Raw genomic sequence first — 18,484 nt, 5'->3', positions numbered from 1 at the left:
CCTTACCGTAACTTACCTGTGAAAGGGCCGGATATCCGGCCCTTTTTTATTACCTTATTATTATTTTTTGTTCCGTACTATACAGCCAGGCTATAAATGATATAGTGGTTATAGTTAACCCTTTTCTTATTATCAAATCGTCTTAAGCGATTGACCGCGTGCGCTAAATCGGATGGTCTGGCATGAAATTACAGCAGCTTCGTTATATCGTTGAGGTGGTAAATCACAACCTTAATGTCTCTTCCACTGCCGAGGGGTTATATACCTCTCAGCCGGGCATCAGCAAGCAGGTTCGCATGCTTGAGGACGAATTAGGTATTCAGATTTTCGCCCGCAGCGGTAAGCATCTTACGCAGGTGACGCCTGCGGGGCAGGAGATCATCCGCATTGCGCGAGAAGTCCTCTCTAAAGTCGATGCGATTAAATCTGTAGCGGGTGAACACACCTGGCCGGATAAGGGCTCACTCTATATTGCCACCACTCATACCCAGGCGCGCTATGCACTGCCTGGCGTCATTAAAGGCTTTATTGAGCGTTACCCGCGCGTCTCTTTGCATATGCATCAGGGGTCACCAACGCAAATTGCTGAGGCCGTTTCCAAGGGTAATGCAGACTTTGCCATCGCCACCGAAGCGCTTCACCTGTATGACGATCTGGTCATGCTCCCGTGCTATCACTGGAACCGCTCCATCGTGGTCACCCCCGATCATCCGCTGGCGGGTAAAGGGTCGGTGACGATCGAAGAGCTGGCGCAATATCCTTTGGTCACCTACACATTTGGCTTTACCGGGCGCTCCGAGCTTGATACTGCATTTAACCGGGCAGGTTTAACGCCGCGCATTGTCTTTACCGCTACCGATGCCGACGTCATTAAAACCTATGTGCGGCTTGGGCTGGGAGTAGGGGTGATTGCCAGCATGGCGGTCGACCCTGTGTCCGACCCTGACCTGGTGCGTCTTGATGCGCATGATATTTTCAGCCATAGCACGACAAAAATTGGCTTCCGTCGCAGCACCTTCCTGCGCAGCTATATGTATGATTTTATTCAGCGCTTTGCCCCACATTTAACGCGTGACGTGGTAGATACCGCCGTGGCATTACGCTCGAATGAAGATATTGAAGAGATGTTTAAAGATATCAAACTCCCTGCAAAATAATCACTCCCGGTATCTTTCCCACAGGGAAAGATACCGAAATATCGGCTTAAAGCTAAATTAGAATTATCATCATCTGCACTTCCCCTGCCATATATTGTCATTATCCTTTTCATTCTTGTGGTTTTAATGTCGTGAATTGGCGACAAAAATAGAAACTAATTAACCGCTACGCAAATTTTTCTTTTCAATTATTTATTTCGGGTCAAAAGATTGAATATTTCATACCTCATGATGCGTAAATTCACTGGCTTTTCGGCTAAAGTTTCTTTAGGATTTATCTCAACAGATGATTAATTGTACCAATTGTTTGGTCCTAAATGATAAGTGATATCGATTGTATGAGGTTAGCAATGCCTTCAGGAAGTGAAGAACCGCAAAGGGATCCTGCGCTCAAGCGTAAAGCCTGGCTGGCGGTCTTTCTCGTCTCCGCCCTGTTCTGGGTGATGGTTGCTCTCCTGGCCTGGAAATATTGGGGTTGAATATGGCAGTGACGGTACGCACCGAAGCGGTAAAAAAAATGTGTCAGCCTCATGACACGGTTCACAAAGGACGTAAGGCGCCTGCAACAGTTGTGCCTGCATCCTGGAAACTGACGCCACAACAGCAAGCTTTTATTGATGTGTTCGCAGAAGACGAACCCAAAAAACAATAATTTAGTTTATTGCGTAATGATGCATTTAGTCTGAATAATGACTATGCACCTTTGTACTCTTTAATAAATACACATCAGCAATATAGCACTGAGGACCTGCCTCGGAATGTTTAATAAATAATGCCTGGTGTCCCTATGATGAATAACATGACGTCTCACAAATACTGGTCATGGATCGGCGTTTTTACCCTGTCGATTCTGTTCTGGAGTCAGCTCATCTGGCTGGCCTTCCGCTAAATGATAAAACCTCGCTGCGGCGAGGTTTTTTGTTTTACCGCCCTCTGGACCATTCCTAAATTTATCAATTTGGGTTGTTATCAAAACGTTACGACATCTTTGTGTTATCTTTAATTACGGCCCTGATGATTGTCAGGACATCTCTGTAATTAAGGAGGAGCTTATGTCGTTAACCCTACGCGAAGCCAGTAAGGACACGTTACAGGCAGAAAATAAAACCTGGCACTACTATAGCCTGCCGCTGGCTGCCAGAACGCTTGGGGACATTTCGCGTTTACCCAAGTCCTTGAAAGTTTTGCTGGAAAACCTCTTACGCTGGCAGGACGGTGATTCCGTCACTCTCGAAGATATCCAGGCGCTGGCGGGGTGGTTGAAGCATGCCCATGCCGACAGAGAAATTGCCTACCGCCCGGCAAGGGTCCTGATGCAGGACTTTACCGGCGTGCCTGCCGTGGTGGATCTCGCCGCCATGCGTGAGGCGGTTAAACGCCTCGGCGGCGATACGGCCAAAGTGAATCCGCTTTCCCCCGTTGACCTCGTGATTGACCACTCCGTAACGGTTGACCACTTTGGTGATGACGACGCCTTTGGCGAAAACGTGCGTCTGGAAATGGAACGTAACCACGAGCGGTATGTTTTCCTGAAGTGGGGCCAGCAGGCATTCAGCCGCTTTAGCGTGGTTCCACCAGGCACCGGTATTTGCCACCAGGTTAACCTTGAATATCTCGGTAAAGCCGTCTGGAGTGAATTGCAGGACAAAGAGTGGGTGGCTTATCCGGACACGCTGGTGGGCACCGATTCCCACACCACCATGATTAACGGCCTTGGTGTGCTGGGATGGGGTGTCGGCGGTATCGAAGCGGAAGCCGCCATGCTAGGTCAGCCGGTCTCCATGCTCATTCCTGATGTCGTGGGCTTCAAACTGACAGGCAAACTGTCTGAAGGCATTACCGCCACCGATCTGGTGCTGACCGTCACCCAGATGCTGCGTAAGCATGGCGTGGTAGGCAAGTTTGTCGAATTCTACGGCGACGGGCTGGATTCACTGCCGCTCGCCGATCGCGCAACAATTGCCAATATGGCGCCGGAATATGGCGCAACCTGCGGCTTTTTCCCCATTGATGATGTCACGCTGGAGTACATGCGCCTGAGCGGGCGCAGCGAAGAGCAGGTTGCCCTGGTTGAGGCTTACACCAAAGCGCAGGGAATGTGGCGCAATCCGGGCGATGAACCGGTCTTCACCAGCTCGCTTGAACTGGACATGGGTAGCGTTGAGGCGAGCCTCGCCGGACCAAAACGTCCGCAGGATCGCGTGGCCTTGACCGACGTGCCAAAAGCGTTTGCCGCCAGCAACGAGCTGGAAGTCAACGTGGCGAAGAAAGACCATCGCCCAATCGACTATGTTCTGAACGGGCATCAATATCAGCTTCCGGACGGTGCGGTTGTCATTGCCGCCATTACCTCCTGCACCAACACCTCAAACCCCAGCGTATTGATGGCAGCCGGGCTGCTGGCAAAAAAAGCGGTTGAGATGGGGCTTAAACCACAGCCCTGGGTCAAAGCCTCCCTGGCGCCCGGCTCTAAAGTTGTATCGGATTACCTGGCGCAGGCAAGACTGACTCCGTATCTTGACGAGCTGGGCTTTAATCTCGTGGGTTACGGCTGTACCACCTGCATCGGTAACTCCGGTCCGCTGCCTGAACCTATTGAAACGGCGATCAAGCAGGGCGATCTGACGGTTGGTGCAGTTCTGTCCGGCAACCGTAACTTTGAAGGGCGTATTCATCCGCTGGTGAAAACCAACTGGCTGGCCTCGCCGCCGCTGGTGGTGGCGTACGCGCTGGCCGGCAACATGAATATTAACCTGGCGACCGATCCTATTGGCCACGACCGTAAGAATGACCCGGTCTACCTGAAAGATATCTGGCCGTCCGCGCGTGAAATCGCGCTTGCGGTTGAAAAAGTCTCCACTGAGATGTTCCGCAAGGAGTATGCGGAAGTGTTTGAAGGCACGCCGGAATGGAAAGCCATCAACGTTGTGGGTTCAGATACCTATGACTGGCAGGACGACTCGACCTATATTCGCCTGTCACCGTTCTTCGATGAAATGCTGGCCGAACCTGCACCGCTTCGGGATATCCACGGTGCGCGCATTCTGGCGATGCTGGGAGACTCCGTCACTACCGACCATATTTCGCCTGCGGGCAGCATTAAAGCCGACAGCCCGGCAGGACGTTATCTGCAAAGCCGGGGCGTTGAACGCCGTGATTTTAACTCCTACGGCTCACGGCGTGGTAACCATGAAGTGATGATGCGCGGGACGTTTGCCAACATCCGCATCCGCAACGAAATGGTGCCAGGCGTGGAAGGGGGCATGACGCGCCATCTGCCGGGGACTGAAGTCGTGTCGATTTATGATGCGGCCGTCAAATATCAACAGGAAGGTACGCCGCTGGCGGTGATCGCCGGGAAAGAGTACGGTTCCGGCTCCAGCCGTGACTGGGCGGCAAAAGGCCCGCGTCTGCTCGGTGTTCGCGTGGTAATCGCCGAATCGTTCGAACGTATTCACCGCTCAAACCTGATCGGCATGGGGATCCTGCCGCTTGAGTTCCCGCAGGGCGTCACGCGTAAAACGCTGGGCCTGACCGGAGAAGAGCAGATTGATATTAGCGGTCTGCAAAACCTGCAGCCGGGTAAAACGGTGCCGGTGAAGTTAACGCGGGCAGACGGGAAAACCGAGGTGCTGGATTGCCGGTGTCGTATTGATACGGCAACCGAGCTCACCTATTACCAGAATGACGGCATTTTACATTACGTGATCCGGAAGATGCTGGATTGATAAAAAAGCCCGGCACTTGAGCCGGGCTTTTTACTGTTACTCTTTCAGCAGATGGCCCATTTTGGCCGCTTTGGTATCGAGGTAGTGGGCATTTTTCGGGTTGCGGCCGACAATCAGCGGCACGCGTTCGACGATGTTGATCCCTGCTTCGGTGAGGATCTCCACTTTTTTCGGGTTATTGGTCAGCAGGCGAACCTCGTCCACGCCAAGCAGCTTGAACATATCGGCGCAGAGGGTGAAGTCACGTTCATCGGCGGCAAAGCCAAGCTGATGGTTTGCTTCGACCGTATCGTAGCCCTGGTCCTGAAGCGCGTAAGCGCGGATTTTATTCAGCAGGCCAATATTACGACCTTCCTGACGGTGATAAAGCAGCACACCGCGACCTTCTTCAGCAATATGGGTAAGGGCCGCTTCCAGCTGGAAACCGCAATCACAGCGCAGGCTGAACAACGCATCGCCCGTCAAACACTCCGAATGGACACGGGACAGCACCGGCGTCTGTCCTGAAATGTCACCGTAGACCAGCGCGACATGATCCTGTCCGGTTGCCAGTTCTTCAAATCCCACCATCAGGAAATCGCCCCATGGGGTTGGCAGTTTGGCTTCTGCCACACGTTTAAGCTGCATGTGATTCTCCAGAGTAGGCTGACACGTTTCGTGCCTTGCGCCTGTTTTGCTTTCTGTATCTGTTCATTTTGCCACAAGCTCAGCACGTTCGCCTAATGGGCGCCATGCTATATGAATGTTAAACGCACGATCCGACATATCCACTCATTGAATCAATTTCAGTTATGATTGTGGGGCTTAGCGAAAAAGGAGAAGACATGCTTTCAATCGCCAGACGTACGGCAGCAGGCGCGGCCATTTTACTGATTATGCCTTTGGCCGTATGGATATCCGGCTGGATGTGGGAGCCTGGACAGAATGTTACGTGGCTAAAAACGTTGTACTGGGTCACGGAAACGGTCACGCAGCCGTGGGGAATTATTACCCACGTCCTCCTATGCGGCTGGTTTCTGTGGTGTCTGCGCTTTCGACTGCGCGCGGCGCTGATGCTCTTTGCTATCCTCGGTGGCGCAATCATTATTGGGCAGGGCGTGAAGTCATGGGTAAAAAGTCACGTTCAGGAGCCCAGGCCGTTTGTCGTCTGGCTGGAAAAAGCACACCATGTTCCGGTGGATGAGTTCTACACTTTAAAGCGTAAAGATCGCGGCGCGCTGGTAAAAGAACAGCTTGCGGAACAGGAAGATATTCCAAAATTCCTGCGTAAACACTGGCAAAAAGAGACGGGCTTCGCATTTCCTTCTGGCCACACGATGTTTGCGGCAAGCTGGGCATTGCTGGCCGTCGGGCTGCTCTGGCCAAGGCGACGCACAATCACCATCGCGGTGTTACTGGTCTGGGCAACGGGTGTAATGGGTAGCCGCTTATTGCTGGGGATGCACTGGCCGCGAGATCTGGTGGTCGCAACGCTGATCTCCTGGATGCTGGTAACGCTGGCCACCTGGCTTGCGGAACGGTTCTGCGGCCCGCTCACACCGCCGCCTGAAGAGAAAGAAGAGATCGCCGAACGGGAGCAAAGCGACGCCTGACGGTTGATATTGTGCATTTCGCCCATAAATCCATGACGTGCGCGTTACTTTTTCCGTTTCGCGCCCGTCGCTAAAATGGTAGTTTATAAGGCTGATTGCGGTGAGTTGAACACACTTTATTCGCTTGAACCACATAACGGGAAGTAATGTGAAATATTTACTCATTTTCTTACTGGTATTGGCGATTTTTGTCATTTCAGTCACATTGGGTGCACAAAACGATCAACAGGTGACGTTTAACTATCTGCTGGCGCAGGGAGAGTATCGTGTCTCTAGCCTGCTGGCGGTCTTATTTGCTGCGGGTTTTGCCATCGGCTGGCTGGTTTGTGGTCTCTTCTGGTTGAAAGTTCGTGTTTCTCTTGCGCGCGCTGAACGTAAAATTAAACGACTTGAACAGCACATTGCGCCTGCGTCCGACATTCCGGAAAGCTCTGGTGTGCCGGTCGTGAAGGAATAATCGACTATGCTGGAGTTGTTGTTTCTGCTTTTGCCTGTAGCCGCTGCCTATGGCTGGTATATGGGCCGCAGAAGTGCGCAACAAACAAAACAGGATGAGGCAAACCGACTCTCCCGCGACTACGTTGCAGGGGTGAACTTCCTCCTGAGCAATCAGCAGGATAAAGCGGTAGACCTGTTCCTCGATATGCTGAAAGAGGATACCGGCACCGTTGAAGCCCATCTTACGCTCGGCAACCTCTTCCGCTCGCGCGGCGAGGTAGATCGCGCCATCCGTATCCACCAGACCCTGATGGAAAGCGCCTCCCTGACCTACGATCAACGTCTTCTTGCGGTACAACAGCTGGGGCGGGATTACATGGCCGCAGGGTTGTACGATCGCGCAGAAGATATGTTCACGCAGCTGGTGGATGAAACGGATTTCCGCATTGGCGCGTTGCAGCAATTACTGCAGATTTACCAGGCCACCAGCGACTGGCAGAAAGCCATTGATACTGCCGAACGTCTGGTGAAGCTCGGTAAAGACAAGCAGCGCGTTGAAATCGCTCATTTCTACTGTGAGCTTGCGCTTCAGCAGATGGGCAACGACGACATGGACAAAGCCATGGCGTTGCTGAAGAAAGGCGCCGCCGCGGACCGCAATAGCGCACGTATCTCCATCATGATGGGGCGCGTGTTCATGGCGAATGGCGATTACGCTAAAGCCGTTGAAAGCCTGCTGCGGGTGATCGACCAGGACAAAGAGCTGGTCAGTGAAACGCTGGAAATGCTGCAAACCTGCTATCAGCAGTTGGACAAGCAGGAAGAGTGGGTGGCATTCCTGCGCCGTTGCGTGGAAGAGAATACCGGCGCGACTGCTGAGCTGATGCTTTCAGACGTGGTTGAACAGTATGAGGGGAGTGATACCGCGCAGGTGTATATTACGCGCCAGCTGCAGCGTCATCCAACTATGCGGGTATTCCATAAGCTGATGGACTACCACCTGAATGATGCGGAAGAAGGGCGCGCCAAAGAGAGTCTGATGGTACTGCGCGACATGGTTGGCGAGCAGGTACGCAGCAAGCCGCGCTACCGCTGCCAGAAGTGTGGCTTTACCGCCTATACGCTCTACTGGCACTGTCCTTCCTGCCGGGCATGGTCCACCATCAAGCCAATCCGTGGCCTGGACGGGCAGTAATTTTTTAAAACAGAACATTTTAGTTACAACATACTGATCACTTTTACCGTTCTTTGAACACCGTGCGGTTTGCTGGCCTGGCAGGGGCGTAAATGGCTTCTGTCATTTTGCGACGGCGGCAGGTAGAATGCTCGCCGTTTATCTGTTCCGCGCCGCTGCGCGCCCATAGACGAAAAGGGCTGGTCATGACGTCTGTTACATCCTCCACTTCCCGCGTAATTACGGATTCTCCTGTTGTTGTTGCGCTTGATTACAATAAGCGTGACGCAGCACTGGCCTTTGTTGACGGTATCGATCCTCGCGATTGCCGTCTGAAAGTTGGAAAAGAGATGTTCACGCTGTTTGGGCCGCAAATCGTCCGCGATCTGCAGCAGCGCGGTTTCGATGTTTTCCTCGATCTCAAATTCCATGATATCCCGAACACCACGGCGCACGCTGTAACCGCTGCCGCAGAGCTGGGGGTATGGATGGTCAACGTGCATGCCTCTGGCGGGGCGAGAATGATGACAGCCGCCCGCGAAGCGCTTCTGCCGTTCGGCAACGATGCCCCATTACTGATTGCGGTCACTGTACTGACAAGTATGGATGAAAGCGATTTACGCGACCTTGGCGTGACGTTGTCACCTGCCGATCATGCTGAGCGTCTCGCGCGTCTGACGCAGAATTGCGGTCTCGATGGCGTCGTCTGCTCCGCGCAGGAAGCGGTGCGCTTTAAGTCTGAACTGGGCAAAGATTTCAAACTGGTCACGCCGGGCATTCGGCCTGCTGGCAGCGACGTGGGCGATCAGCGCCGTATCATGACGCCTGAGCAGGCTCTGGCGGCTGGTGTCGATTACATGGTAATCGGTCGGCCGGTGACACAGTCAGCAAACCCGGCGGAAACGCTTAAGGCTATCAACGCATCACTGAAAAAGGGGGCGTAATGACCGATTCCAATAGTCGTCTGGTCTACTCAACGGAGAGCGGGCGCATAGACGAGCCGAAAATGAAAGCTGAACGTCCGAAAGGCGACGGCATTGTTCGTATCCAGCGTCAAACCAGTGGACGAAAAGGAAAAGGGGTCTGCCTTATCTCCGGGATTGAACTGGATGATGCAGAGCTGAACAAGCTCGCAGCGGAACTGAAAAAGAAATGTGGCTGCGGTGGTGCCGTTAAGGATGGCATTATTGAGATTCAGGGTGATAAACGCGATTTAATTAAATCGCTGCTTGAAGCCAAAGGCATGAAAGTCAAACTGGCGGGCGGTTAAAATAAATGAGCCACGGCAAATGCCGTGGCTCGTGTTATATACGTGCGTTAGTCAGACCTGAAATGCGTTCAAATGCGCAATATCCGGGAAGGCTATAGAATAATTATTTGCCAACCTGGTGACCGATAATACCACCGACAGCAGCGCCACCTAATGTACCCAGCGTACTACCATCTGTTAATACTGCACCACCGAGCGCGCCAGCACCGGCACCGATAGCGGTGTTACGGTCACGTTTAGACCAGTTAGAGCACGCGCTCAGGGACATTGCTACAGTGATTGCCAGAACAGCGGCGGCTAATTTTTTGCTGGTTAAGGTCATAATACTTTCTCCTGAATTATCGATTCACGGAAAGATGTACACATTAAGTATAGACACAATGAATACCTAATTCTTTTTTCCGTGAAAGCTTGTCGCGCAGGCGTTACGTAATCACGCAGGTGATAGTCACTTCCTGTTATATCGCTAACATTAATTTTACGACTTTAGGGCCGGTTAAACAGGTAAAAACTCTTAAAGGAGGGATAGGAATCATCTCAGACGAAGGGCTAAACGTGCGCCCGAAATACGGGCGCGAAGATGATTCAGGCGGCCGTATTAATAATATCGACGATCAAACCGTCTTCTTCCAGTTTATTACGGTGCGCGTCACTCAATCTTTCATCGGTGATTACGCGGCTAAAGCGAGAGACCGGACCCATGGTGTAAGGGTGAACGGCGCCAAACTTTGAGCTGTCCGTGAGCACAATGGCTTCACACTCCTTCTCCAGTACGGCATTAACCACGTCGGAGCGCATCATGTCCCGGCCGGTGAAGCCTGTCTCCGGCTGCCAGCCGTCAATACCGATGAAGGCCTTGCTGAAATGGACCTGCTGGACATACTGCCGGGTCAGTGGGCCGACCATGCTTTCGCTTTTTTTCTGGTAAATGCCGCCAAGCAAAATGACCTCACAGCGCGTCTCTTTGAGCAAATGGGCGATATAGCTGCTGACGGTGATGATAGTAATGTCTTTTTGGTCAGCAAGCGTACGCGCCAGAAGCGCGTTGCAGCTGCCGTTTTCAATAAAGACCGTCTCACCATTGTTTACCAGCGACGCGGCGAATTCTGCCAGTTCACGTTTAAGCGCATAGTTGTTCATCATGCGCGTTTCAACGTCCTCGCTATCCAGCGGCACGGCGTAGCCATGCGCACGGCGCAGGTAGCTCTGTTTTTCCAGCAGGTTGAGATCCTGTCGGATTGTCACTTCGGAAACGCCGGTGGTTTTCGCAAGATCGACAACGCTTACGCGTCCCTGATCGATGACCATCTGCAAAATGAGTTGTTGTCGGGAATTCATAGCATCCAATTAGTAAAGCGAAATGAGGTCGGAAAGGGTGGGATTACACTTCCCACGGCGCTTTTGGCTGTCGGTTTTCAGGAGCGTTGTCGGCTCCATTCTGAGCAAGAAGTTCAGACTTCAGGATCTCAAGATTACGGATCGCAGAGTGATAATCACCCGCCACCAGGATATCCAGCACGGTATCAATACGTTGTGCTACAGCTTGTGGATCAATAGTAGACATAATCTCTCCCCATGAGCGAAAAGTGAATATTTTCAATGATGCAGAAAATAGGGTCAAAAGAGAAGGGAAAAAATGCACTAACGAAATGACATAAACGGAAGTGATAAATTTATTCCCCCTCAAGCAGCAGGCTTAATGTGTGGATTAGTCTAAAACTGCGCGCAAGGCGCTTTTTTATATGAGGAATTAGACTATGTCAGTTATCAATCAGCCTACCTGCACATTGTTTACCGATACTGAACGTTTCACGCAGCTGTCAGCATATTACGAGGCGGAGCGACATACCGTCTGGATGATGCTGCGGGCTCAGCCTCGGCCTTGCTTCAACCACGCGTTAATAGAGGAGATCATGAACCTGTCATGGCTGGTTCGTCAGTCAGGCTTTGCAGTCGATTTTTGGATCACCGGCTCGCTGGTGCCCGAAATGTATAACGTCGGAGGTGATTTACAGTTCTTCGTCGAATGCATTCAGAACGGACGTCGTGAAGCGTTACGGGCGTATGCCCGCGCCTGCGTTGATTGCGTCCATGCGGCATCAAAAGGGTTTGATACGGGGGCTATCACGCTGGCCATGGTCGAAGGTAGCGCGTTAGGGGGCGGATTTGAGGCCGCTCTGGCGCACCATTTCGTTCTGGCACAGCGCGATGCCCGGTTAGGCTTCCCGGAGATTGCCTTCAATTTATTTCCGGGCATGGGGGGATATTCGCTGGTAGCACGCCGTTCAGGCATGAAGCTGGCGGAGGAACTTATCTACAAAGGGGAATCCCATACGGCTGAATGGTATGAACAGCACGGCCTGGTGGATATGCTGTTTGAACCCGGCCAAAGCTACGTGTCCGTCAGGACGTTCATCGACACCTTGCGGCCAAAACTGAACGGCGTAAGAGCCATGTTGCGTGCCCGTACGCGCGTACTGCAGCTACCGCGCAGCGAGCTGATGGACATCACGGAAGACTGGGTGGATGCCGCTTTCTGCCTTGAGCCGAAAGATATCGCCTACATGGAGCGCCTGGTGATGCTGCAGAACCGCCATCCTTCGGCGGGTTTACGCAAAGCAAGCTAACGCATCTGGCGCGCCTGATAGCGTTTTAGCCATCGCTCGAATGCGGCAGCGGGCATCGGCTTAGCGAAAAGAAAACCCTGTCGTTCGTTGACGCCGTTCTTGGTCAGAAAGGCGTCTTCTTTCGCGTTCTCCACCCCTTCGGCGATCACCTGCAGATTTAACGCCTGGGCTACTGCGACAATGGCGCGTACCAGAGACTGTGAGACCGGCTGCTTGTGGATATCCCTGACAAAGGATTGATCGAGCTTAATGGCATCGATTGGAAAACGCGCCAGCTGGGAAAGGGAAGAATAGCCGGTACCAAAATCATCCAGATGAATTTGCGCCCCGAGGCGGCTGAATTGCTGGATCACGGAGAGCGCCAGCTCTTCGTTTTCAATAAGACAACTTTCGGTTAACTCTACGTCGATAGGGCAGTACTCAAAATGCAGATCCTTCAGCGCCTGCTTTAAGTCACTGAATATGGTCTGGTCGGCCAGCTGACGTGCAGAGACGTTCACGGCCACCCGCAGATTAATCCCCTTGTCACGCCATTTCGCCACCTGGCGAACCACATCCAGCATGACCCAGCGGCCCAGCGGCACAATCAGCCCCGACTCCTCGGCGTAGGAGATAAATTCCAGCGGCGGGATCAGGCCGCGCTCGGGCGACTGCCAGCGGACCAGCGCTTCAAGACTTCTCACTTCACCGCGCCAGGTCATCTTGGGCTGGTAGTGTATCAGGAGCTGATCGTTATCCAGCGCTTTACGCAGGTTGGTATCCAGCCACAGGTATTCAAATACGCGCTGGTTCATTTCTGGGGAAAAGACGCAGAACTTACCCCGACCGTTTTCCTTGGCGGTATACATGGCTGTGTCGGCATTGCGAATTACACTTTCCCGATCGTTCCCGTGCTGCGGTGCGAGGGCGATCCCCAGGGAGCAACCGGTGTAAACCTCAATCAGACCGATTCTGAACGGCTGGCGCAGACGGGTCAGAATGCGCGATGCCATCGCTTCCAGTGAACCCTGAGAGGTATTGGTGGCCATCACGATAAACTCATCGCCGCCGAGCCGCGCCAGCACCTGTCCATCATCCAGACAGCTCAGAATGGCGAGCGCAACCGCCTGGAGCAACTGATCGCCAAACATATGCCCGTAGGCATCGTTGACCTTTTTAAAATTATCCAGGTCGAGATACACCACGCCAATCTGCGTTTCGCCGCGGCTACGGATGGCGTCAGAAATCAGTTCGTGGATGGCATTGCGGTTTGGTAAGCCGGTGATGGTATCGGTATTGGCCAGCACGCGCAGACGCTCCTGTGCCCGGCGTTCCTCCGTAATGTCGGTCCCGGAACAGATAAGGAAAATTTCATTTTTACCGCTGCCGCTGTGCACAAACTTGTTTCTGAACAGAAACAATCGTTGTCCTTTGCGCGTTTTCACCCAGCGTTCCACTTCATAAGAGCTGCCGTTGCGAAAGAAACCCGCGATGTTACGCTTCGAGGCAGCCGCTTCGCTGCGGCTCATGAAGAGCTTAAACACGTTCTGGCCGATGACTTCGTGTTCTTTCAGGCCGGTGTATTCTTCGCTCAGGCGGTTAAAACGCTGGATATTACCGTTTTGGTCGAGAATAACGATGACTGAATTCGCTTCAGAAACAACCTGTTCCGCGAAAGAAAGCCCCTGCGCCAGGTCGCGTGCCACGGAGGGTGTATCGTTCCAGGCGGAAGCTGTGCCGGCCCATTCATTACGGGTTATTTTACGCCCGACAAGATGGACGGGAATCTCTTCGCCATAAAGGGAGAGGTCCATTGAAATGCTGGAGGTGATCACCGTTAGCTGACGAATCAGTGAAGCTTGTTCATCGTTCAGCGTCACGACCTGAGTCACATCGGCATTTTCGCTGGCGGCAAGATGCAGAGCGTTGCTGTCAGCCGACAATCGCCACCAGGGGCTGTGAGTACCCATGTAACGAAACAGCAAATTCTGCTCAAGATCGTCAATCATGATTTCTCCCGCCGCTACTCATTAGCGCACAAATTATTCATTTGCAGTCGACTTTTCCGTTGTAAAACAGCGGCAAAAACCGAAGTGAACTTATTGTTTTTCCCTGTTTTCTTATCATAAAACGAGTCAGGTAAAAAAGAAGACACAGCGTATATAAATTCACGTAACCGAATATGACGGCACTCTTTTACTGTAGATAATTATGGCAATTTTGGGCGGGCGGAGGCGGAAAATAGTAAGAAAAAATGATGATTTTGCGGGGGAGAGAGAAAAGAAAAATTGTCGGCCTCTCCGCAAGGAAATAGCCGACAATTTAGCAGGTTATCAGGCAACAGGGCGCGCGATAATACTGCGGGTTTCCATACGAACTTCAGCGATAGTTACGTCGATCACGTCCGTGACCTTGTAAACTGTTTCACCTTTAATTTGCACGGTGCCATTTTCCTGACTACAAACAAGTTCATCGCGAACGGCGTGCAGGAATGGGGCAGGGATAAAGGCAACAGCACCATTATCCACCAGACGGACGCGCATCCCACCGCGGCTGATATCAATGATCTCCGCCGCGAAGCGGGTATCGGTACCGGCTTTATCCTTAAGGAAACGCGCGTACAGCCAGTCTCCAACGTCACGCTCCGCCATGCGGTTCAGGCGGCGACGCTCGGCCATCTGAATGGTCGTGTCGTCCTGAGGACGTGCAATGGTTTTGCCTTTGATAATCGCTTTCAGCAACCGATGGTTAACCATATCGCCATACTTACGGATAGGAGATGTCCAGGTGGCATAGGCTTCCAGGCCGAGGCCGAAGTGCGGGCCTGGCTCGGTGCTGATCTCAGCGAAGGACTGGAAGCGGCGAATGCGGCTGTCCAGGAAACCGGACGGCTGCGCGTCCAGTTCGCGGCGAAGCTTGCAGAAGCCCGGCAGCGTCAGCACTTCTTCCGGATCAACATGCACATCGTGATTTTTCAGCAGGGCGGCCAGCGCTTCGGTATTGGCTGGATCGAATCCGGTGTGAACGTTGTAAATACCAAAGCCCAGCTTGTCGCGCAGCACGCGTGCGGCACAAATGTTAGCGGAAATCATCGCTTCTTCGACGATGCGGTTAGCAATGCGTCGCGGCTCGGCCACGATATCCAGCACTTCACCTTTTTCGCCCAGAACAAAGCGATAATCCGGACGATCCTTGAAGACCAGCGCGTGGGTTTTACGCCATTCGCCGCGGTTCAGGCAGATACGGTGCAGCAGGCGAATCTGTGACGCAACGGCGTCTGATTCAGGTTTCCAGCTACCCGTGTTCTCCAGCCAGTCGGAGACATTGTCATACGCCAGCTTGGCTTTTGATTCGATGGTGGCAGCAAAGAATTCGATATCGTCTTCAATCGTGCCATCTGCGGCAATGGTCATGCGGCAGGCGAGAACCGGGCGCACTTCATTTGGACGCAGTGAGCAGAGATCGTCAGACAGTTCGCGCGGCAGCATCGGGATGTTAAAGCCCGGCAGATAGTTGGTGAACGAACGCACTTTGGCCATATCGTCCAGCTTGCTGCCTTCCACAATCCAGGCCGTAGGGTCGGCGATGGCGACGGTTAAATGCAGTTTACCGTCGTCGCTCTCTTCAGCGTAGAGCGCATCGTCCATATCTTCGGTGCTGGCGCTGTCGATGGTGACAAATTCCAGCGCAGTAAGATCGCGACGCGTCAGACCTTCGTCCTGCATCTCGGTTGCCACGCCGTCTGGCGCTTCTTTTTCAAGATTGTGGCGCGCAAGCGTAACCCACCATGGAACGAAATGGTCGTCACCGAAGGTGATGAACTGGGTCAGTTCCGCGTAAAAACCGCGGTCGCCTTTCAGAGGGTGACGGCGCATTTCGGCCACGGCCCAGTCACCGTCTTTAAAATCATGCTCAACGCCGCGTGCGGCCCGGCAGGGAATGGCATCTTTCAGCAGAGGGTGATCCGGCACGACAGAAAGGCGATCGTCTTTTCTCTGTACCTTGCCCACAAAACGGGTCAGGAACGGTTCGATCAGTTCTTCCGGCTCGGCGGACTCACGCTCCTTCTCGGTATGAATGACGGCCATGACGCGATCGCCATGCATGACTTTCTTCATCTGCGGTGGCGGAATGAAGTAGCTTTTCTGCGCGTCAACTTCAAGGAAGCCAAAGCCCTTTTCCGTGGCTTTTACGACCCCTTCTGCACGCGGCGTCTGGGAATGCAGTTGCTGTTTAAGCTGCGCTAGCAGCGGGTTGTCCTGAAACATAATGTTCTATTTTCGTAGCCATTGAGCGGCTGACAGTTTTACGCGATTCTCACTGCTACAGCAAGCGGTCTTTAGGGTATGAGTAGGGTTATTCCGCTTTGCCAGACGCGACTTTCAGTCGGTTGATCCACCCCTCAAACGCGCTTCGGGCGAGCAGGGCTATCGCCTGGACGGCAGTCAGTCCGCCTTCCGTGAGCGGAGTAAACTGCGCGGCGCTGAAGCGGTCCGGTGAACGTGCCAGTAAGTCGACTGCTGCCGCAAGCGCCGGAGAGGAGTGTGGTGTCGCGACCCTGCTGTTTAGCAGGATCTCTCCCGTCAGGTCGAGCAGCGTTGGCTCGTGGCACAGGACCGGCGTCAGTGCTTCAAGCGCGGGTTCTGCCTGCCAGCGGGAAAGTGACTCAAGCTGATGCGCACTCGCATAGCGAAGCTCGACGACGGGCAGAAGCGCTACCCACGCATCGGTGCACGCTGGCAGGGTATGCGGCTGAATATGATGGCCCGGCAGCCAGCGAACGGGATGGCCGAGCAGCGCCTGAAAGACCGCTACCACGCGCGCCTGAAAGCCAGTGAAGCCGATAATCTGATTGATCGCCACTATGTCATAGGTTGTCAGCCCCACCTCATCAAGCTGGGTCCGCGCTTTATCATCAATAACGTCAGGCGAGCTGGCGAGCTGGCGGGCATACTGGGTGATTTGTGCCAGCCGTCGGTTGCTTTCGCGCGAGGAGTCAGGACCCGGCAGCGGGGCAAGAAGGGCAGCGTAATGGTTACAGAGCCGCTGAATGCCGCAGGCCTGGGCGACCGTCAATGCGGTGCTTAACCGGTCATAGGCGCTGAGTGTTCGCAGGCGGTTTACGGGAAGTGAGAGCGGGAACAGCTGATGGCATAAGGTTCTGGCAGGGGCAAGCCAGCCGGTACAGGCGCCGACAATCTCGTCCGGGAGGGTTAAATCGAGCAAAAAACGATCGTCGACGTTAGCGGCTTCGGGCACCAGGGGCAGCACATCCGACTGCGCGTGGTTTGACTGGGTTTCGTGATACCAGTGGCCTTTGCCGGAAAAACGGCGTTGTTCCATGGGCGTTCCTTGATCTCAAAATGGCGATCAATATCCTGGCGTAAGGCTGGTAAAGGGAAAAATATTGTTAGGTGATAACAAATAGCAGAACGGAATAACGAAGGGATGGCGCGGAGGGGAAAGCTCTCTTCCCGTGCGGGAAGAGAGCCACAGCTTATTTAATTTCCAGCTCGTTCATTGCAGCGATGTTGAAGCCACCATCAACGTGAACCACTTCGCCGGAGATACCTGCGGAAAGGTCAGAGCACAGGAATGCTGCAGAGTTACCCACATCTTCAATGGTAACGGTACGACGAATCGGGGTAACCGCTTCGCAGTGTGCCAGCATTTTACGGAAATCTTTGATGCCGGACGCCGCCAGAGTGCGGATAGGACCCGCAGAGATGGCGTTAACGCGCACGCCTTCCGGGCCCATTGCGTTCGCCATGTAGCGTACGTTTGCTTCCAGAGACGCTTTAGCCAGGCCCATCACGTTGTAGTTAGGGATAGCACGTTCCGCGCCCAGGTAGGACAGGGTCAGCAGCGCAGCGCCCGGGTTCAGCATCGCGCGGCAAGATTTCGCCATCGCAACGAAGCTGTAGGAGCTGATGTCGTGCGCGATTTTGAAGCCATCACGGGTAACCGCGTTCACGTAATCGCCGTCCAGCTGGTCGCCAGGCGCGAAGCCGATGGAGTGAACGAAACCGTCGAATTTTGGCCAGGCTTTTGCCAGTTCAGCAAACATGCCATCAATGCTTTCGTCTTGTGCAACGTCACATTCCAGAACAATACTGGAACCCAGCTGCGCGGCAAATTCTTCAACACGGCCTTTCAGCTTGTCGTTCTGGTAGGTGAACGCCAGCTCAGCGCCTTCGCGATGCATTGCCTGAGCGATGCCGTATGCGATGGACAGTTTGCTGGCAACGCCAGTTACCAGAATGCGCTTACCGGAAAGAAAACCCATAGCTTTAATCCTTATATTCATTGCTTATTTTGCCTTGTAATTCATAGCGTTACAGGCAGTATTTCAAAATCATTCGAAATTAGCTCGAAATTATAGCCCACTCACAGCCCCTTGTGTCACGCTATTTCTCGCTCTTCTGCCGCGACGGGGCTCCCGCGAGGTGTTGAGCTGACGCTTTACTACGCTGTTGCACGGGGTTCTCAGCAGTATACCACTGCGTGTCGGGTTCGCCT

General features: G+C 53.3%; 19 protein-coding genes. 11 read left to right on the top strand and 8 right to left on the bottom strand.

What is annotated here, in order from left to right; genetic code table 11:
- Positions 1-182 precede the first annotated feature (182 nt).
- The 5 genes from cysB to acnA all read left to right on the top strand — a co-directional run bounded on the left by cysB (position 183) and on the right by acnA (position 4,885).
- The gene (gene cysB, locus ACWKXT_RS05170; protein WP_006175683.1) at positions 183-1,157 is read left to right on the top strand and encodes an HTH-type transcriptional regulator CysB; all 975 of its coding nucleotides are present in this window, start codon (positions 183-185) and stop codon (positions 1,155-1,157) included.
- A gap of 338 nt (positions 1,158-1,495) precedes the next feature.
- Positions 1,496-1,636: a YmiA family putative membrane protein gene (locus tag ACWKXT_RS05165; RefSeq protein WP_213743510.1), complete on the top strand. Its 141-nt coding sequence runs from the start codon at positions 1,496-1,498 to the stop codon at positions 1,634-1,636.
- Between the two features lie 2 nt (positions 1,637-1,638).
- The gene (locus tag ACWKXT_RS05160; protein WP_454526634.1) at positions 1,639-1,809 is read left to right on the top strand and encodes a hypothetical protein; all 171 of its coding nucleotides are present in this window, start codon (positions 1,639-1,641) and stop codon (positions 1,807-1,809) included.
- A 138-nt stretch (positions 1,810-1,947) separates the two neighbouring features.
- Complete coding sequence (gene ymiC / locus ACWKXT_RS05155; RefSeq protein WP_244288137.1) at positions 1,948-2,046, top strand: small membrane protein YmiC; 99 nt, start codon at positions 1,948-1,950, stop codon at positions 2,044-2,046.
- Between the two features lie 163 nt (positions 2,047-2,209).
- On the top strand, positions 2,210-4,885 hold the full coding sequence (gene acnA, locus ACWKXT_RS05150) for an aconitate hydratase AcnA (RefSeq protein WP_454531857.1): 2,676 nt from the start codon (positions 2,210-2,212) through the stop codon (positions 4,883-4,885).
- Positions 4,886-4,921: 36 nt separating this feature from the next.
- Here acnA and ribA read toward each other — a convergent pair whose 3' ends face one another.
- A complete protein-coding gene (gene ribA, locus ACWKXT_RS05145; RefSeq protein WP_028013401.1) occupies positions 4,922-5,512 on the bottom strand; it encodes a GTP cyclohydrolase II in 591 nt (196 codons plus the stop codon).
- A 197-nt stretch (positions 5,513-5,709) separates the two neighbouring features.
- Here ribA and pgpB point away from each other — a divergent pair, with 197 nt between their 5' ends.
- From pgpB to yciH, 5 genes are all read left to right on the top strand, one after another.
- A complete protein-coding gene (pgpB, locus tag ACWKXT_RS05140) occupies positions 5,710-6,477 on the top strand; it encodes a phosphatidylglycerophosphatase B (protein ID WP_454531856.1) in 768 nt (255 codons plus the stop codon).
- Positions 6,478-6,625: 148 nt separating this feature from the next.
- Positions 6,626-6,934 (top strand): LapA family protein, encoded by a 309-nt coding sequence (locus ACWKXT_RS05135; protein WP_080329310.1) that lies wholly within the window; start codon positions 6,626-6,628, stop codon positions 6,932-6,934.
- 6 nt (positions 6,935-6,940) lie between these two features.
- The gene (gene lapB, locus ACWKXT_RS05130) at positions 6,941-8,110 is read left to right on the top strand and encodes a lipopolysaccharide assembly protein LapB (RefSeq protein ID WP_454526637.1); all 1,170 of its coding nucleotides are present in this window, start codon (positions 6,941-6,943) and stop codon (positions 8,108-8,110) included.
- Positions 8,111-8,295: 185 nt separating this feature from the next.
- Positions 8,296-9,033 (top strand): orotidine-5'-phosphate decarboxylase, encoded by a 738-nt coding sequence (gene pyrF / locus ACWKXT_RS05125; RefSeq protein WP_454531910.1) that lies wholly within the window; start codon positions 8,296-8,298, stop codon positions 9,031-9,033.
- Complete coding sequence (yciH, locus tag ACWKXT_RS05120) at positions 9,033-9,359, top strand: stress response translation initiation inhibitor YciH (RefSeq protein WP_454531855.1); 327 nt, start codon at positions 9,033-9,035, stop codon at positions 9,357-9,359. The genes pyrF and yciH overlap by 1 nt, the downstream gene beginning before the upstream one ends.
- Positions 9,360-9,462: 103 nt before the next feature.
- Here yciH and osmB read toward each other — a convergent pair whose 3' ends face one another.
- The 3 genes from osmB to ACWKXT_RS05105 all read right to left on the bottom strand — a co-directional run bounded on the left by osmB (position 9,463) and on the right by ACWKXT_RS05105 (position 10,923).
- Complete coding sequence (gene osmB, locus ACWKXT_RS05115) at positions 9,463-9,681, bottom strand: osmotically-inducible lipoprotein OsmB (RefSeq protein WP_008501216.1); 219 nt, start codon at positions 9,679-9,681, stop codon at positions 9,463-9,465.
- Positions 9,682-9,944: 263 nt separating this feature from the next.
- Positions 9,945-10,697: a DNA-binding transcriptional regulator YciT gene (yciT, locus tag ACWKXT_RS05110; protein ID WP_454531854.1), complete on the bottom strand. Its 753-nt coding sequence runs from the start codon at positions 10,695-10,697 to the stop codon at positions 9,945-9,947.
- 43 nt (positions 10,698-10,740) lie between these two features.
- Positions 10,741-10,923: a YciZ family protein gene (locus ACWKXT_RS05105; RefSeq protein WP_080329307.1), complete on the bottom strand. Its 183-nt coding sequence runs from the start codon at positions 10,921-10,923 to the stop codon at positions 10,741-10,743.
- A gap of 193 nt (positions 10,924-11,116) precedes the next feature.
- Between ACWKXT_RS05105 and ACWKXT_RS05100 the strand changes: the two genes are divergently transcribed.
- Positions 11,117-11,986, top strand: a complete 870-nt coding sequence (locus ACWKXT_RS05100; protein ID WP_454526641.1) for a crotonase/enoyl-CoA hydratase family protein — start codon at positions 11,117-11,119, stop codon at positions 11,984-11,986.
- Here the strand turns inward: ACWKXT_RS05100 and pdeR are convergent.
- The 4 genes from pdeR to fabI form a co-directional block, all read right to left on the bottom strand.
- Entirely contained in the window at positions 11,983-13,974 is a 1,992-nt protein-coding gene (pdeR, locus tag ACWKXT_RS05095) for a cyclic di-GMP phosphodiesterase (protein ID WP_454526642.1), read from the bottom strand. The genes ACWKXT_RS05100 and pdeR overlap by 4 nt on opposite strands.
- Positions 13,975-14,298: 324 nt before the next feature.
- On the bottom strand, positions 14,299-16,233 hold the full coding sequence (locus ACWKXT_RS05090) for an exoribonuclease II (RefSeq protein WP_454531853.1): 1,935 nt from the start codon (positions 16,231-16,233) through the stop codon (positions 14,299-14,301).
- Between the two features lie 88 nt (positions 16,234-16,321).
- Positions 16,322-17,308 carry a CMD domain-containing protein gene (locus tag ACWKXT_RS05085; RefSeq protein ID WP_454531852.1) on the bottom strand — a complete coding sequence of 329 codons (987 nt, stop codon included), beginning with the start codon at positions 17,306-17,308 and terminating at the stop codon, positions 16,322-16,324.
- Positions 17,309-17,462: 154 nt separating this feature from the next.
- Positions 17,463-18,251 carry an enoyl-ACP reductase FabI gene (gene fabI, locus ACWKXT_RS05080; protein ID WP_003856831.1) on the bottom strand — a complete coding sequence of 263 codons (789 nt, stop codon included), beginning with the start codon at positions 18,249-18,251 and terminating at the stop codon, positions 17,463-17,465.
- Positions 18,252-18,484: the final 233 nt, after the last annotated feature.

Source organism: Enterobacter sp. UPMP701, from assembly GCF_053709515.1.
Note: the sequence above shows the minus strand (reverse complement) of the source record. Positions and strands in the feature narration are given on the sequence as shown.